Source organism: Agrobacterium sp. FDAARGOS_525 (genome assembly GCF_003938925.1).
GTDB lineage: Bacteria > Pseudomonadota > Alphaproteobacteria > Rhizobiales > Rhizobiaceae > Agrobacterium > Agrobacterium pusense.
In genome coordinates this window covers 2,293,337-2,308,770 of the sequence record NZ_RKIU01000003.1, presented here as the reverse complement: position 1 = coordinate 2,308,770, position 15,434 = coordinate 2,293,337, and the positions used below count along the sequence as shown (strand labels likewise).

Here is a 15,434-nt window from a genome sequence, read left to right as displayed (position 1 = left end):
CGTCACCTCCTTCAGCACATTGCGTGGCCAGCATGATCATGGTTGACCTGCTCGTCACCGACTGCCCAGCACCGGGCCTTGCGTCCTTCCGGCAGGGCATTCAGATTCGGTTCAGCTGCCATGCAGCGGCTGCCCATGCCGGCGGATTTGGCGAGCGAGCAGCGCGGGTGAAACCGGCAGCCGCAGGACATGTCGTGGGCCTGCGAACTGGAGCCGGGGATTGTCAACAACTGCCCCTCGCCGTCAGTGGTCAGAAGCGAGCAGCTGATGAGTGCCTTGGTATAGGGATGCTGCGGCGCCTTGAGAATCGCCTGGGTGGGCCCTTCCTCCACGATGCGGCCGGCATACATGACCGCGATCCGGTCCGCGAATGCGGCAACAACCGAAAGATCATGGGTGATGAGCAGCGTGGCCAGCCGGCGCTTGCGGCGCTCGTCATCAAGCAGGCGCAATATCTGTGCCTGAACGGTGACATCGAGCGCTGTCGTCGGCTCGTCGGCGATCAGCAGTTGCGGATTGCCCGAAAGTGCCGCGGCGATCATGACACGTTGCGCCATGCCGCCGGAAAGTTCGTGCGCGAAGCATTGCGCCCGTGCAGACGGATCGGGAATACCGACATCGGACAGAAGGCCGACGACCCGATTGAGAGCGGCGTGCCGGCTCATCTTGCGATGGACCCATAGCGGTTCGGCAACCTGCGTCCTCACCCGGCTGGTGGGATCCAGCATGGCCTGTGGCTGCTGAAACAGCATACCGATATCTGCGCCGCGCAACGCGTCGAGTTCGGCGGATGACAGGGCGAGAATATCACGCCCGGCAAAGGAAATTCGGCCGGAGTTGATTTCCGCACCCTGTGGCAGGAGCCGCATCAGCGATAGCGCCGTCATGCTCTTGCCGGATCCGGACTCGCCGACGAGAGCGACAACTTCCCCGGCATTGACGGAAAGCGTCAGCCCGGAGATGACGAATTTCCGGCCATGTTGCGCCGGCACCGAAACGTGCAGGTCCTCAATTTCCAGAAGCGGTGCGCATTCGGAAGACATGGCCGTACTGGCATGCGTGTGTCCTTCGATATTCATAAGAGTTCCCCTTATTTTTATTGAATCGGAGGCATTTACGGATTTTCATGCGGCTTCAGACGATATTACTCTCCTTCATTGTTCGTGGCGTCATCTATGTTTGACGGCAGTCAAATCGACCATTGCCCCTTCGCGGGCGTCAATGACCGCTCGTTTTCTTGGTTTCAAGGTTGAGGCCATGGCCGATCCAGGTCACGCTGAGCGCCGCCAGGAAAATCGCCAGACCCGGTGCGATAACCAGAACGGGCATGCGTTCGGCGTAGGCCTGCGCATCGGACAACATCAGCGCCCAGTCGGCGGCCGGCGGTTGTACGCCGAGCCCCAGAAATGACAGTCCGCCCACCGTGATCAGCTTGTGGCCGAACCGCAGGAACGCGACAGCGGCAATGGGCCAGATCGTGTTGGGAATAATATGCCGGAAGATGATGAAGCTCCGCGTACATCCAAGCACCTCTGCCGCGCGGATATATTCACGGGAATTGATCGAAAGCGTCAGTCCCCGTGCCAGCCGTGCGAAAGGCGTCCAGCCAACGATGGTCAGCGAGGCGATCAGTGTGCCGTATCCGGGCCCGAAGATGGCGACGAGGAAAATCGCGATCACGACATCTGGTATGGCTATGAGCAGGTCCACGATGCGCATCAAAATCTGATCGACTATGCCGCGGCTGCGGCCGCTGACGATGCCGATCAAGGCTCCTATCACGACCGAGAGAATGACGGTGATCGCGGCGATGGTAACCGTGAAACGGCCGCCTATGAGCAGACGGCTGAGCACATCACGCCCCAGATGGTCCGTTCCGAGCCAATGGGCGGCGCTCGGCGCGTTCAGCCGCAGGCGAAGGTTCTGCTGCGCCGGATTATAAGGCGAAATCCACGGCGCAATGATAAGCAGCAGGATGATGGCGAGAAAGATCGCCGATCCCGCATAGAAGGTCCAGTGCCGCCGGCGAATGAAATCCATGAACCGGTTGAGTGTCGAGGGGCGTCTGGGCGCGGTCATCGTCATGGCGGCAGCCTGTGGAAAGTGACTAATGGTCATGGCGACCTCGCATTGCCGGATTGATCAGGACATAGAAGCTGTCGGCCAGGGTATTGATCAGGATGGAAAGAGCGACGATGCAGATGAAGCCGCCCTGCAGCATCGGGATGTCGCGGTTGACCACCGCATCGTAGAGAAGCCGACCCATTCCGGGGATGGCGAAGATCACCTCCACCACCACCGATCCGCCCAGCAGGCCCGCAAGCCACAGGGCAAAAAACGTGACTACCGGAAGCGAGCCGTTGCGGATGCCGTGCCGCATGACCGTGCCATGCATGCCCAGCCCGCGGCTGCGCGCCGCCGTGATATAAGGGGCGCGTAAAACTTCGGCCATCGCCGCGCGCGTCACCTGCGTGAAATAGGCGAGCGGTCGCAGGGTCAGCGTCAGCGCAGGAAGGACCAGCGAACGCCAGCTGTCCCATCCCGCGGAGGGCAGCCAGCCAAGATAGAGGGCAAAGACGAGCGCAGACATGGGCGCGAACCAGTATTCGGGCGTGGCGACGAAGGTCTGGATCATCAGCGTCGCGAAATTGTCCAGCCTTCCGCCGGGACGCATTGCGGCAAGCGTGCCGAGCGGCAGGGCAACGGCCACCGCTATTGCCAGCGCCGTCAGCGCCAGTGTCACCGACACGCCGAGGGAACGCAAAAGCTCACCGGCGACGGGTTGGCTGCTGGTGAAGGAGAAGCCAAGGTCACCGCGTAACGCGTTCGACAGCCAGGCGAAATATTGCACATAGAGCGGACGGTCGAGCCCGAGGCTGGTTCTCAGCGCTTCAACGGCGTGTGGATCAAGCGCCGTATCACGCATGCGCGAAAACAGGATGGTACGGGCCGGATCGCCACCGGCCATATAGGGCAAAAGAAACGCGATGACGGAGACGATCGCCAACATCAGGCACAGGATAAGGAAGCGCTGTAATATCTGTATCCACATGGCTGGTCTCCTTCACCGCATTGGCATTTTTACCGCAATCGACGACGTCCACGATTGGAACGGCCGCTCATTTCGCAAGGCGCTGTAGTTCCGCTACCGGGCCGGACGTGCCCTTCAACATGCCCGACCGTTTCGGCACCACCGCCGCCGGGACGAAATCGGGATCTTCCGATTGCGCCAGATCCTGAATGATCGGACACTCCGGCTCGCCATTATCGGGGCAGTAGGTCGCCAGATGGCGGAGCGTATCGGCCATGTCGCGAAGCGTTTGCATCTTGGCTTCGAGATCGACGACGTGTTCCATGACGATGCGTTTGACGTCGCAGGAGGCGCCGCCGGGATCACGCCACAAGGTCATGAGCTGCCTTATCTTTTCGATTGAAAAACCGAGGTCGCGGCCGCGCCTTATAAAGCGCAGTGTTTCCAGATCATTGGCGGTATAGACCCGGTAGCCGGAATCGGTGCGGCTCGCCGATTTGATCAGGCCGATCGTCTCGTAATGTCTGATCATCTTTGCAGAAACGCCGGATGCGGTAGCGGCTGTGCCGATGTTCATGGATCCTGCTCCTATCTTTCCGAGGTGGACAACAGATCTGCATCACTGTCGGAGAGCGCGTCAGCGCCATTCAGCCAGCCGATCACCACGTCGCTTAATGGTATGGCTCGGCATGCAAGCGTCAGGCCATCTGCTTTCTCTTCCTCAGTCAGCGAAAAAGGCGTGTGCTTGAGAAGGTCGACCTCACCGGAGACCAGCCTCGACTTGCAGGCCCCACAGCGGCCCATGCGACAGCCGTGCGGGTAAGCGATGCCTGCTGCCAGGGCGGCCTGAAGGACAGTCTCGCCCTCCGCCACCGCGATGCTGCGGTCGATCTGCGGCAAGTGGATGGTCCGGGGGAGTGCCATTGTGTCCCCTTCTATTCCGCTGCTGCGAGCTGCAAGCCCGCGGGTCTGTCCGTGAGCGGCGCACGGAAACTTTTCAGGCGCAGCGCGTTTGTCAGGACGAAGACGCTGGAAAGTGCCATTGCGCCGGCAGCAAGGACGGGTGACAGCAACACGCCGTTGACAGGATACAATATTCCGGCCGCCACGGGAACGAGCGCGGCGTTGTAAGCGAAGGCCCAGAACAGGTTCTGGCCGATATTGCGGATCGTGGCCTTGGACAGGGCGATGGCATTGGCCACACCGCGCAGATCGCCCGACATCAGCACCACATCGGCGCTCTCAATCGCGACATCCGTGCCCGTTCCGATGGCGAGGCCGACATCGGCTGCCGCAAGCGCCGGTGCATCGTTGATGCCATCGCCTACGAAGGCGACCCGGCGCCCACCGGTGGCAAGCCTTTTGACGGCTTCCACCTTGCCGTCCGGCAGCACTTCCGCCACCACCTCGTCAATGCCGAGGCGACGGGCGATGGCCTCTGCGGTGCGGCGATTGTCACCCGTGATCATCGTGACCTTGAGGCCGAGCGCATGCAGCGCCGCGATCGCCTCCGGGGTCGTCTGCTTCACCGGATCAGCCACTGCGATAATCGCGGCCAGCCTGCCGTCGACTGCAGCATAAAGCGGCGACTGCCCTTCCCTGCCCAGCCGGTCTGCTTCATGCGCAAACATCGCGGTATCGTAACCGAGCTTCGCCATGAACCGGTCCGCGCCCGCTTCAACCCTGCGCCCTTCAACCACCGCCCCCACGCCAAAACCCGGCGTTGCCTCGAAACCTTCCGCATCGGCAAGCGCCAGGCCGCCATGTTTCGCGGCTTCGACGATCGCCTCCGCAATCGGGTGTTCGGATCGGGTTTCGAGGGATGCGACAAGGCGCAGCACCTCATCGGCACCGAAGCCCTCGGTCGTTGTAAAATGCACCAGTTTCGGCCTGCCGAGCGTCAACGTGCCGGTCTTGTCGACGGCGATCACCTCGGCATCGCGGAGCGTCTGCAACGCATCGCCGCGCCGGAACAGCACGCCCATCTCGGCGGCGCGGCCAGTGCCGACCATGATCGAGGTAGGCGTGGCAAGGCCCATGGCACAGGGACAGGCGATGATGAGAACCGCAACCGCATTGACGAGCGCGAAGGTCAGAGCCGGATCCGGCCCGAAGACGAACCACACAAGGAAGGTGGCGGCTGCGGCCAGCATCACCGCCGGCACGAACCAGTTGGTGACCTTGTCGACCAGCGCCTGAATGGGCAGCTTGTCGGCCTGTGCGTCCTCGACCATGCGGATGATCTGGGCGATCAGCGTATCGGCCCCCACCTTGGTGGCGCGGAAGGTGAAAGAGCCGTTGCGGTTCACCGTACCGCCCACGACCTCGGAACCCGCCGTTTTCGTAACCGGCACGGGTTCGCCGGTTATCATCGATTCATCGACATAGGACGAGCCACTGAGGATCACGCCATCGACCGGCACTTTCTCGCCAGGACGGACAATGATCACATCACCGGCGCGCACATCCTGCAACGGCACATCCACGGTTTCACCGTCGCGCAACACCCGCGCCGACTTGGCCTGCAACCCGAGCAATCGCTTTATCGCCTCGCTGGTGCGGCCTTTGGCGCGCGCTTCAAGGAACCGGCCAAGGAGGATGAGCGTGACGATGACAGCAGCGGCCTCGTAATAGACATTCGCCGTGCCGCGCGGCAATATTTCGGGCAGGAAGGTTGCGACAACCGAAAATCCCCAGGCGGCGGCGGTGCCCAACACGACAAGCGAGTTCATATCCGGCGCGAGCCGCAGAAGTGCGGGTATGCCCTTTTTGAAGAAACGCAGACCCGGTCCAAAGAGTACCAGCGTCGTCAGAACGAATTGCAGATACCAGCTTTCCCGCATGCCGACCGTTTCCATCACGATGTCGTGGATCGCGGGGACAAGATGCGACCCCATTTCCAGAACGAAGACTGGCAGGGTCAAAGCAGCGGCCACGGCCAGGTTGATTTTCAGGCTGCGCAACTCCACGGCGCGTCGGTCCTGCTCCACTTCGCCGGCGCTGTCGGCGACGATTTCCTTCGCCGTGTAACCCGCCCGTCTGATCGCCTCCCCCAAGGTGGCGGTAGAGGCGGCATTGCCGGCGACGCGGATGGCGGCGCGCTCGGTCGCCAGGTTGACGCTCGCTTCCGAAACACCGGAAACAGCCTTCAGGGCCTTTTCAACACGGCCCACACAGGAGGCGCATGTCATACCCTCAATATCAAGCTCTATGGTTTTTTCTTCTACGCCATAGCCGGCATTCCGCACCGCCGCGATCACGGCCGGCACGTCGGGCGATCCGGAAAAAGAGATGTCAGCGCGTTCCGTCGCAAGATTGACCGAAGCCTTGAGAACCCCGGGCACCCTGGCGATCGCCTTTTCAACGCGGCCGACGCAGGAGGCGCATGTCATGCCATCGATCGCAATCTGATGGCTCGCCCGGATCTCCATTTGTGACATGCGTATGACCCCTCTTTTCTCATTTAAAAAAAAGATAGGGCTTCCCATCGTGGCAAGGTCAATAGGTTCTTTCGGGTGTTTTCAACGGAAAAATGCCGCCTGCGTGATCAAGCACACTTTTAAGGCAATCCTGCAGATCTCAGCGCCGCCCGTGCTGAAAACCTTGAAAATTCGGCATAAAATCCTTCCAGACGCCGGGAAACCGCAGGGAAGCAAAAAAGAAAATTTAATCGGTGGTATGGTGCGGACGGCGGGACTTGAACCCGCAAGACCAATGGTCGGCAGATTTTAAGTCTGCTGCGTCTACCGATTTCGCCACGTCCGCATTGCGGCGCCATGAACCGCTCGGGGTCAAGTCGCTGCAAATATGCTGTCATCGTTCAGGTGGCCGGCGCAAAGGCCGATCTTAAACGCGACTGCGCCTCATCTACACAGTCCGGGCCGTTTCGGTCAACGGGGCCTCAGCCACACCAGGACTGATTTTTTCCCGAGAGCGGATGGGCCAGACCTTCGCGCACAAGCTGATCGGCGAAGGAGACGCCTGAACGCGAAAGGCGTGTCCGTTCCGTAGCTTGCCCGCCCGCAGCACCGGTAGATGCGACATCGAAGGCGCCGGCGTTCAGCATTTCGCGAAGCCTGACTTTCGCAATGAAACCGCGCTGGCGTTCTTCCATGCAGCGCGCCCGGTCGATCTGCGGAACCTCGATGCCGGCGAGCTGCATTTTGACGCCCTTCATCCAGAAGGTGTTGCCATCGGCCACACAATTGTTGAGGCCGGAGCGGCCGCAAAAGGCAAAAGTTCCGCTTTTTTCGCCGAGCGAGACCTTTTCGACTGACGGGCGGGTTTCCGGCAGGATAGCTGCGACCTTGTTCTGAGAGGCCGTGGGTGGCATGGCGACGGGGCGTGGCGGAACCGGTGCGTTGCCGGGCAGGACGGGGGCAGCAGGGCGCATGGCCGCGACTTTCTCGGAGGTAACCGCCTCGCGCTTGGCCGCCGTCGTGACTTTAGGAGCGTTGGCTGCCGAAGACGTCGCCTTCGCAACAGCCCGCTGCGGCAAAAGACTATCGCGATGTTCGTAGGCCTGAATGCCGCCGGCAACCACACCCAGCATCAGCACCCAGGGCCAAACGCTACCGCCACTCGATTTCTTCGCCGTGCGGCGTCGCGCTGTCGATTTTCGGTTGCTCACGGTCGGACTCCTTTTTACGGAGCCGCATTATCGGCCAAAGGGGTTTCTGAAAGGTTGGCGTCCCGAAACAGCTGTGGAAAAGGTTTAGCGAACCTGATCCAGCAGGCGCTTGCATTCGAGCAGATCAAACAGGGCCTCCTGCAAAAGCGCCTGGTCATCCTTGCCAATGCCGGACTTGCCCACCGATATTTCAGCGTCGCTGCCGCCACCGCCAAAACCGAAAAACCGGCCGCTTGGCTTCGCCTTCGGACGGCCGACGACCTCATCGCCATCGGTATCGATAACCCGCGGCTCGTTGACTTCCTTTTCGCCGCTCGCCGCCATGATGGCTTCCATGGTCGCGAGATCACCGGAGGCAATGGCAGCCACGAAGCGGTTGCCATTGGCTTTCAGCAGCTTTTGCACGCCCTTGATAGTGTAGCCGTGGTCATAAAGAAGATGGCGTATGCCTTTCAGCAGGTCGATGTCATCAGGGCGGTAATAACGGCGGCCCCCGCCCCGTTTCATCGGCTTGATCTGCGGAAAGCGCGTTTCCCAGAAACGCAGCACATGCTGCGGCAGGTTCAGCTCATCCGCCACTTCACTGATCGTCCGAAACGCGTCGGGGCTTTTATCCAAATTTCCACTCCCATCCGAACCGGAGCGCCATGCATCCGGCCGGACACTGAACGAGAACGCTTTTCACCCGCCGGCCCGCATATCACGCAAGGTCAGGTCCGACCTTCGCGCCAACACCGGTTGCGGCAGGATACAAATCACTAAAATTGATTATGATGTGAGTCGACCGGATTTCAACGGCTTGCGCGTTGAAATTCAAGCATGTTCACAGGAAGAATGGGAAAAAGGGCTTACGGAGGCGCAAAACCGCGCCATGGCGCTGCTTCGCGCGCAGGCTTAGGTACCGGACTTCTGGCCCTTCTGCTTGGCTTTACGAGCGGTATGCGCTTTCAGAATGCGCTGCTTCAACACATTCGAAGCCTTGAAGGTCATGACGCGACGTGGGGAAATCGGAACTTCCTCCCCCGTCTTCGGGTTGCGGCCAATGCGCTCGTTCTTTTCCCTGATCTGAAACGTCGCGAAAGAGGAGAGCTTGACGACTTCACCGCGGGTGATCGCATTGCATATTTCGTCGATAATCGTTTCGACCAGCTCAGCGGATTCGGTGCGGGACAGCCCGACTTTACGAAACACAGATTCTGCAAGATCTGCGCGTGTCACTGTCTTCCCGGCCATTTTTCCCCACAAACCGTGTCTGAATTCTTCTCTAGGAGACGCCGAGATTATTTCCCTTGTGGCGGCCGGTCAAGGGACTGTTCCAGATTCATTTGCGGCTTTCGGCAATCGCTGCAAGGGCTTAGAGCAACTGATACGGTTTTGACACAGGCCGAGCCGTCAAGACGCGCCTTATCGGGGCGTGAGCGCGAAAATCACAGCGGATTTCGCTTCACCGCCCCGGCAAACGCTGAAATCGCGCCTTTACCAGCGCAGCAACACCGCACCCCAGGTGAAACCGCCGCCCATGGCCTCCAGCATGACAAGATCGCCCTTCTTGATGCGGCCATCGCCTGCGGCAACGGCAAGCGCCAGCGGAATGGAGGCCGCGGAGGTATTGCCATGCTGATCGACGGTAATGACGACCTTTTCCGGGTCGATGTTGAGCTTTTTCGCCGATCCGTCGATGATGCGCTTGTTGGCCTGATGCGGAACGAGCCAGTCCAGATCGTCTGCCGTGGTGCCCGTGGCTTCGAATGCCTGTTCAATCACGTCGGTGATCATGCCGACGGCGTGTTTGAACACTTCACGGCCTTCCATGCGCAGATGACCGACCGTGCCCGTTGTTGAGGGCCCGCCATCGACATAGAGCTTTTCCTTGTGCGAACCGTCGGAACGCAGCTGCGCCGTCAGGATACCGCGATCGGCAGAGGTACCCTCGCCTTCCCCAGCTTCCAGAACAAGCGCGCCGGCGCCATCGCCGAAGAGAACGCAGGTGGTGCGGTCCTTCCAGTCAAGAATGCGCGAAAAGGTCTCGGAGCCGATTACAAGAACGCGCTTGGCCATGCCGCCGCGAATATAAAGGTCGGCGGTAGAGACGGCATAGACAAAGCCGGAGCAGACAGCCTGCATGTCGAAGGCGAAGCCGTGGGTCATGCCGAGGCGGTTCTGGATGTTCACTGCCGTCGCGGGGAAAGTGTTATCCGGCGTCGAGGTGGCGAGGATGATGAGATCGATATCGTCGGGCGTCAGACCGGCATTGTCGAGAGCCGCACGCGCCGCCGCTTCGCCGAGAGACGCGGTGGTTTCACCTTCGCCGGCGATGTAGCGCTGCTTGATGCCGGTTCGCTGCACGATCCATTCGTCGGACGTCTCCACGACGCCTTCGATTTCACTGTTGGTCATCACACGCTTCGGCAGCGCTGCCCCGAAACCACGAACTATAGAGCGGATCATTCCGTTATTCCTCGTCAGCCACGAGTGCTTCGGGCGCCGGGGGCGGAAGCCGTCTTGCGTGGTAAATCTTGAGATCGTTTTCTATCTTGGCCGTCAGGCCGTTATGAACCATGTCGTAGCCGACATCGACGGCGGAAGCAAAACCGATGGCATCCGTACCGCCATGGCTCTTGATGACAATGCCGTTCAGGCCGAGAAACACGCCGCCATTGACCTTGCGCGGATCCATCTTTTCACGCAGCACGTCGAAGGCGCTCTTTGCGAGAACATAACCGATCTTGGCGAAGAAGCTGCGGGAGATCGCCTCACGCAGCAACGTGCTGATCTGGCGGGCGGTGCCTTCGGCCGCTTTCAGCGCGATATTGCCTGTGAAACCTTCGGTCACCACGACATCAACCGTGCCCTTGCCGATATCGTCACCCTCAACGAAACCGCGATAATCGATGGTGCCGAGATCTGCCTCGCGGATCAGCCGTCCGGCCTCGCGAACCTCTTCCTGACCCTTCACCTCCTCGACGCCGACATTGAGCAGGCCGACCGTCGGACGGTCGATATCGAAGAGCGCGCGCGCCATGGCGCCGCCCATCAGGGCGAAATCCAGAAGCTGCTGTGAGTCGGCGCCGATCGTCGCGCCTATGTCGAGCACGATGCTTTCGCCCTTCAGTGTCGGCCAGATACCGGCGATTGCCGGGCGCTCCACCCGCGCCATGGTGCGCAGACAGAATTTCGCCATGGCCATCAACGCACCGGTATTGCCCGCGGAAACGGCGACGTCAGCCTCGCCGAGTTTCACGGCCTCGATGGCGCGCCACATGCTGGAGACGTAGCGGCCGCGGCGCAGCGCCTGACTGGGCTTCTCGTCCATGCTGACAGAGACTTCACAATCGTGAAAGACCGACTTTTCCCGAAGTGCGGGATATTGTGCCAGAATGGGGTCGCATTTGCTCTTCTGCCCGTAGAGCAGAAAAGTTACATCGTTGTGCCGTTCGAGCGCCTTGGCGGCACCCGGGATGGCAACATCTGGGCCGAAATCGCCGCCCATGACGTCAATTGCAATTCTGATCACTCGTCCCTTATCCTTACTTGCCGCCAATCAAGCGGATTTTGCGCGAAAATACCTTTTCCGGCCTTCGTTACAATAAAATTATTTCAGCCCGGCTGGGCCATTCAGTCTTTTTTCCAATCTTTCAGCACGGCAAAGGGCGATGGCCGCTTCTCTTCTTCAGGTTCTTTTTCGGCCGTTTCGGGGAACGCCGCATCCGGTTTGCGCGGATAGGGATCGATGGCAAGGGCGGCAAATTCGGCAACGACAGCGCCGACATCGATGCTGTCGCCGGTGAACTGATCGGGAATGTCGGGACCATCGGGATCGAGCACGATTTCGCCTTCTTCGTTCGTGACCATCCGCGCCAGTTTCGAACCTTCCGGCACGAAAATCTGCTCGACAGTCTCGTCGATCTTGCTCGACACCGGCTCCAGCGTCACGACGCAGGACTGGGTCACGGCCGCATGCACCTCGCCTTTTACCTTCACGCCATCCTTCTTCCAGCGGGATACCTGCAGCTCTGCCTTCAGATATTCGACGGAAACCACGTCCCAGAATTTCGCCAGCGCCTTGAGCTCCTCGGCATCGGCTTCGAGACCAATCCTGACGGGATTGGCGGAAATATGGCCTACCTTCACGGGATAGGAGAAAGGCAGGTCGTCATTTGCGGCGTGTCGCGCGTTCATGTGAACCTCATCGTCCAGGCAAGGGCAGCGTCAGGCTTCCGGTTGCAATTGTTTCTTCGGAACAGGCGGCAAGGACGGAAGAAGCCTCCATCATCCAGCCCGCCAGCCCATCCAGCGCCGGCGCGTTCTCGTTTGCCTGCGGATATATATTGCGCCGGAGTGCCGCGGCAAGGGCCGCAAGGTCGGACGTATCCAGCGCCGCCGCGTAGGATTCGAGACGGCCATAAAACATGCCGGCGAATTTCTTCATGCGTTTTGGCACGCCCTGATCGCCAATGCCAAGCTCACGGATGGAGTGATCAAGGTCCTGAAAGAAGGCGTCGACAATCTCCTGGGCAATCTCCTGCCCGCTGACACCGGAGGATTTGGTGCGGCGGAAATAGAGAATCATCATGACTGACAGCATCTCGAAACGGCCCATTACAGTGTCCGGTACCCCGAGATCGAGATAAAATTCGGGTGTGCGGGCTGCTGCCGTCAAGGTCGCATATTGCCTGTCAACTATGGCGCGATTGTTGTTTTTCTTCTTGAACAGCCCGAATATCATCGTTTTTTTTCCGAACGGGACGGGTGAATGCGCTTACCGCCCATCGCACTTGTTGCATGATCGTCAAAGCTGGTTTACCGAAGCATCCACGAATTGCAATGCTGTCGCGGTCACGTTCGTCTTTGCGCTGAAACAGTCGAAGAGAACCGGAGGAGTTCCAAAAGGCCGGGAAAGCATTGAATTTGGGGGGTGATCGGGATTTTCCGTCCCCGGATTGACACAATCATGTGCACAGACACTGTGCACCACGCAATGCCGGAAGGTGCCATTCATGATCGCAGTCGGGGAAAAGCAGTTGAGCAAGCAGAAATCCGCAAGTCACGGCAAAATTCTGAGCAAGACCGCCATCGCAATCGTGCTCGCATCCAGCCTGCTTTCCGCCTGCACCAGCACGACAGATGTATTCCATAACGGCTATGTCATGGACGAGCAGTCGCTCCAGCTGATCCCGGAAGGCTCGAGCCGTGAGCAGGTTCTCCTGACCATGGGCACGCCCTCCACGACCGCGACCTTCGGCAATGAAGTGTTCTATTACATCTCGCAGAAGCGTGTGCGCCGTGCGGCCTTCATGAAGCCGTCGCTGGTCGAACAGAACATTCTCGCCATTTATTTCAACAAGGACGGCGTCATCGAGCGCAAGGCCAACTACACGCTGCAGGACGGCAAGGTCTTCGACACGATTTCGCGCACCACGCCGACAGGCGGCAAGGACCTCACCTTCCTGCAGCAGCTGCTTTCCGGCGGCACCTCGGGCGCCAATATCGCCAAGAGCATTCTCGGCCAGGGCGGCAATACGCCCTGACCTCAGCAGGAACGGAAAATTCAAGGGCCCGGGGATCGCTCCCCGGGCCTTTTCAATTTGTCGAAACGGTAGCCTTCAGTGGGCGAGAACCGCCAGCAGCAGCAGCGCCACGATATTGGTAATCTTGATGGCCGGGTTGACCGCCGGACCCGCGGTATCCTTATAGGGATCGCCAACGGTATCACCCGTCACCGACGCCTTGTGCGCCTCCGAACCCTTGACGTGGCGCACGCCATCCTTGTCGACGAAACCGTCTTCGAAGCTCTTCTTGGCGTTATCCCACGCACCACCACCAGACGTCATGGAAATCGCCACGAAGAGGCCGTTGATGATGACACCGAGCAGTGATGCGCCGAGTGCGGCAAAGGCCGAGGCCTTGGAACCGGAAATCAGCAGCACACCGAAATAGACCAAGAGTGGCGCCAGAACCGGCAGAAGCGACGGGATGACCATTTCCCTGATCGCCGCCCTGGTGAGCAGGTCCACGGCCTTGCCGTAGTCAGGCTTTTCCGTGCCGGCCATGATGCCGGGTTTTTCGCGGAACTGGCGACGGACTTCCTCAACGATGGCGCCTGCCGCCTTGCCCACCGCCGTCATGGCAATGCCGCCGAAGAGATAAGGAATGAGGCCGCCGAACAGCAGGCCGGCAACCACGTAAGGGTTGGCGAGGCTGAAGGAAATCTCGCCTATATCCTTGAAGTAGGGATAGGTGTCGCCGTTGGCTGCGAAATAGGAAAGGTCGTTGGCATAGGCGGCAAACAGAACCAGCGCGCCGAGACCGGCTGAGCCGATGGCATAACCCTTGGTCACGGCTTTCGTGGTATTGCCGACGGCATCCAGCGCGTCTGTCGCCTTGCGAACGTCTGGATCAAGACCAGCCATTTCAGCAATGCCGCCGGCATTGTCCGTGACCGGCCCGAAGGCATCGAGCGCGACGATCATACCGGCGAGACCAAGCATGGCGGTAACGGCAATACCGGTGCCGAACAGGCCACCGAGCTGGTAGGTGCCGATGATGCCGCCGACGATGACGATGGCCGGCAATGCGGTCGATTCGAGCGAAACGGCAAGCCCCTGGATGACGTTGGTGCCGTGGCCCGTCACCGAGGCCTGGGCGATGGAATTGACCGGGCGCTTGTTGGTGCCGGTATAATATTCGGTAATGACGACGATCAGCGCCGTCACGACGAGACCGACAAGGCCGCACAGGAAGAGATTGGTGCCGGTGATTTCCGTGCCGGCCACCGTGCCCACCGTCCCCCAGCCGATCGTCGCATAAGTGGCGACGGCAAGACCCGCGACGGAGAAGATACCGGTGGCGATCAGGCCCTTGTAGAGCGCGCCCATGATGGAATTGTTGGTGCCGAGCTTCACGAAGAAGGTGCCGGCAATCGAGGTCAGGATGCAGGCGCCGCAGATCGCCAGCGGATAGACCATTGCGCTTTCGAGTATCGGCGTTCCCGCAAAGAAGATCGCGGCGAGAACCATGGTGGCCACCACCGAAACGGCATAGGTCTCGAAAAGATCGGCCGCCATGCCGGCGCAGTCACCGACGTTGTCGCCGACATTGTCGGCGATGGTTGCGGGGTTGCGCGGGTCATCCTCAGGAATGCCCGCCTCGACCTTGCCGACGAGATCGCCGCCGACATCGGCGCCCTTTGTGAAGATGCCGCCGCCGAGACGTGCGAAGATGGAGATCAGGGAAGCGCCGAATCCGAGCGACACCAGCGCATCGATCACTTCCCGCGAGCCGGGCGCATGGCCCATCACCGAGGTGAGGATGAAATAGTAGATGGATACGCCGAGCAGCGCGAGGCCCGCCACCAGCATGCCGGTGATGGCGCCTGATTTGAACGCGATGTCGAGTCCGGCGGACAGGCTGTGCGACGCGGCCTGCGCCGTACGCAGATTGGCCCTGACGGACACATGCATGCCGACGAAACCGGCAACACCTGAAAGGACAGCGCCGATGATGAAACCGATCGCGGCCATGGATGACAGGAGATACCAGGCCAGAACGGCGACGATCAGGCCGACGATGGCGATGGTGAGATATTGGCGGGTGAGATAAGCTTGCGCACCTTCACGGATATAACCTGCTATTTCACGCATGCGCTCGTTGCCCTGATCGGCATCGAGGACGCTCTTGGTTGCCCATACCGCGTAAACCACGGACAGGACACCGCATAAAATGACTATGGGTATTACGGTCATGCGCACTTACCTCCCAAAAGGCCGGGCCTCA

At 60.1% G+C, this 15,434-nt stretch carries 14 protein-coding genes, 1 tRNA gene and 1 pseudogene; 1 reads left to right on the top strand and 15 read right to left on the bottom strand.

Going from position 1 to position 15,434, the window contains the following annotated elements:
* Positions 1-11: 11 nt before the first annotated feature.
* The 14 genes and pseudogenes from EGT36_RS12675 to EGT36_RS12610 form a co-directional block, all read right to left on the bottom strand.
* The gene (locus EGT36_RS12675; protein WP_037089019.1) at positions 12-1,079 is read right to left on the bottom strand and encodes an ABC transporter ATP-binding protein; all 1,068 of its coding nucleotides are present in this window, start codon (positions 1,077-1,079) and stop codon (positions 12-14) included.
* 139 nt (positions 1,080-1,218) lie between these two features.
* Entirely contained in the window at positions 1,219-2,118 is a 900-nt protein-coding gene (locus EGT36_RS12670) for an ABC transporter permease (protein ID WP_051634363.1), read from the bottom strand.
* Entirely contained in the window at positions 2,108-3,052 is a 945-nt protein-coding gene (locus EGT36_RS12665; RefSeq protein ID WP_004441204.1) for an ABC transporter permease, read from the bottom strand. Before EGT36_RS12665 ends, EGT36_RS12670 begins: the two co-directional genes overlap by 11 nt.
* A 67-nt stretch (positions 3,053-3,119) precedes the next feature.
* Positions 3,120-3,608: a Cu(I)-responsive transcriptional regulator gene (gene cueR / locus EGT36_RS12660; RefSeq protein ID WP_006697945.1), complete on the bottom strand. Its 489-nt coding sequence runs from the start codon at positions 3,606-3,608 to the stop codon at positions 3,120-3,122.
* 47 nt (positions 3,609-3,655) lie between these two features.
* Positions 3,656-3,955 (bottom strand): annotated as a pseudogene (locus EGT36_RS12655) (2Fe-2S iron-sulfur cluster-binding protein); the annotation flags it as partial.
* An 11-nt stretch (positions 3,956-3,966) separates the two neighbouring features.
* Positions 3,967-6,471: a heavy metal translocating P-type ATPase gene (locus EGT36_RS12650; protein ID WP_169692018.1), complete on the bottom strand. Its 2,505-nt coding sequence runs from the start codon at positions 6,469-6,471 to the stop codon at positions 3,967-3,969.
* 239 nt (positions 6,472-6,710) lie between these two features.
* Positions 6,711-6,796: transfer RNA gene (locus EGT36_RS12645), tRNA-Leu, on the bottom strand.
* A gap of 136 nt (positions 6,797-6,932) precedes the next feature.
* The gene (locus EGT36_RS12640; protein ID WP_037089014.1) at positions 6,933-7,661 is read right to left on the bottom strand and encodes a thermonuclease family protein; all 729 of its coding nucleotides are present in this window, start codon (positions 7,659-7,661) and stop codon (positions 6,933-6,935) included.
* Positions 7,662-7,745: 84 nt separating this feature from the next.
* Positions 7,746-8,279, bottom strand: coding sequence for a MerR family transcriptional regulator (locus EGT36_RS12635; protein WP_004441196.1), 534 nt, complete (start codon positions 8,277-8,279; stop codon positions 7,746-7,748).
* 276 nt (positions 8,280-8,555) lie between these two features.
* Positions 8,556-8,894, bottom strand: coding sequence for an integration host factor subunit alpha (locus EGT36_RS12630; RefSeq protein ID WP_006697942.1), 339 nt, complete (start codon positions 8,892-8,894; stop codon positions 8,556-8,558).
* 243 nt (positions 8,895-9,137) lie between these two features.
* Positions 9,138-10,109, bottom strand: coding sequence for a beta-ketoacyl-ACP synthase III (locus EGT36_RS12625; RefSeq protein ID WP_006697941.1), 972 nt, complete (start codon positions 10,107-10,109; stop codon positions 9,138-9,140).
* A 4-nt stretch (positions 10,110-10,113) separates the two neighbouring features.
* Positions 10,114-11,175, bottom strand: coding sequence for a phosphate acyltransferase PlsX (gene plsX, locus EGT36_RS12620; protein WP_004441191.1), 1,062 nt, complete (start codon positions 11,173-11,175; stop codon positions 10,114-10,116).
* Positions 11,176-11,276: 101 nt separating this feature from the next.
* Positions 11,277-11,840 carry a YceD family protein gene (locus EGT36_RS12615; protein ID WP_006697939.1) on the bottom strand — a complete coding sequence of 188 codons (564 nt, stop codon included), beginning with the start codon at positions 11,838-11,840 and terminating at the stop codon, positions 11,277-11,279.
* A 7-nt stretch (positions 11,841-11,847) separates the two neighbouring features.
* Positions 11,848-12,387, bottom strand: a complete 540-nt coding sequence (locus EGT36_RS12610; protein ID WP_004441188.1) for a ubiquinol-cytochrome C chaperone family protein — start codon at positions 12,385-12,387, stop codon at positions 11,848-11,850.
* Positions 12,388-12,658: 271 nt separating this feature from the next.
* Between EGT36_RS12610 and EGT36_RS12605 the strand changes: the two genes are divergently transcribed.
* A complete protein-coding gene (locus tag EGT36_RS12605; RefSeq protein ID WP_004441184.1) occupies positions 12,659-13,189 on the top strand; it encodes an outer membrane protein assembly factor BamE in 531 nt (176 codons plus the stop codon).
* A 75-nt stretch (positions 13,190-13,264) separates the two neighbouring features.
* Here the strand turns inward: EGT36_RS12605 and EGT36_RS12600 are convergent, their stop codons facing one another.
* Positions 13,265-15,403 carry a sodium-translocating pyrophosphatase gene (locus EGT36_RS12600; protein WP_037089006.1) on the bottom strand — a complete coding sequence of 713 codons (2,139 nt, stop codon included), beginning with the start codon at positions 15,401-15,403 and terminating at the stop codon, positions 13,265-13,267.
* Positions 15,404-15,434: the final 31 nt, after the last annotated feature.

Bases quoted from the DNA above. Each gene is read 5' to 3' on its own strand.
- EGT36_RS12675 (WP_037089019.1), bottom strand. From the start codon at position 1,079: ATGAATATCGAAGGACACACGCATGCCAGTACGGCCATGTCTTCCGAA.
- EGT36_RS12670 (WP_051634363.1), bottom strand. From the start codon at position 2,118: ATGACCATTAGTCACTTTCCACAGGCTGCCGCCATGACGATGACCGCG.
- EGT36_RS12665 (WP_004441204.1), bottom strand. From the start codon at position 3,052: ATGTGGATACAGATATTACAGCGCTTCCTTATCCTGTGCCTGATGTTG.
- cueR (WP_006697945.1), bottom strand. From the start codon at position 3,608: ATGAACATCGGCACAGCCGCTACCGCATCCGGCGTTTCTGCAAAGATG.
- EGT36_RS12650 (WP_169692018.1), bottom strand. From the start codon at position 6,471: ATGTCACAAATGGAGATCCGGGCGAGCCATCAGATTGCGATCGATGGC.
- EGT36_RS12630 (WP_006697942.1), bottom strand. From the start codon at position 8,894: ATGGCCGGGAAGACAGTGACACGCGCAGATCTTGCAGAATCTGTGTTT.
- EGT36_RS12625 (WP_006697941.1), bottom strand. From the start codon at position 10,109: ATGATCCGCTCTATAGTTCGTGGTTTCGGGGCAGCGCTGCCGAAGCGT.
- EGT36_RS12615 (WP_006697939.1), bottom strand. From the start codon at position 11,840: ATGAACGCGCGACACGCCGCAAATGACGACCTGCCTTTCTCCTATCCC.
- EGT36_RS12610 (WP_004441188.1), bottom strand. From the start codon at position 12,387: ATGATATTCGGGCTGTTCAAGAAGAAAAACAACAATCGCGCCATAGTT.
- EGT36_RS12605 (WP_004441184.1), top strand. From the start codon at position 12,659: ATGATCGCAGTCGGGGAAAAGCAGTTGAGCAAGCAGAAATCCGCAAGT.
- EGT36_RS12600 (WP_037089006.1), bottom strand. From the start codon at position 15,403: ATGACCGTAATACCCATAGTCATTTTATGCGGTGTCCTGTCCGTGGTT.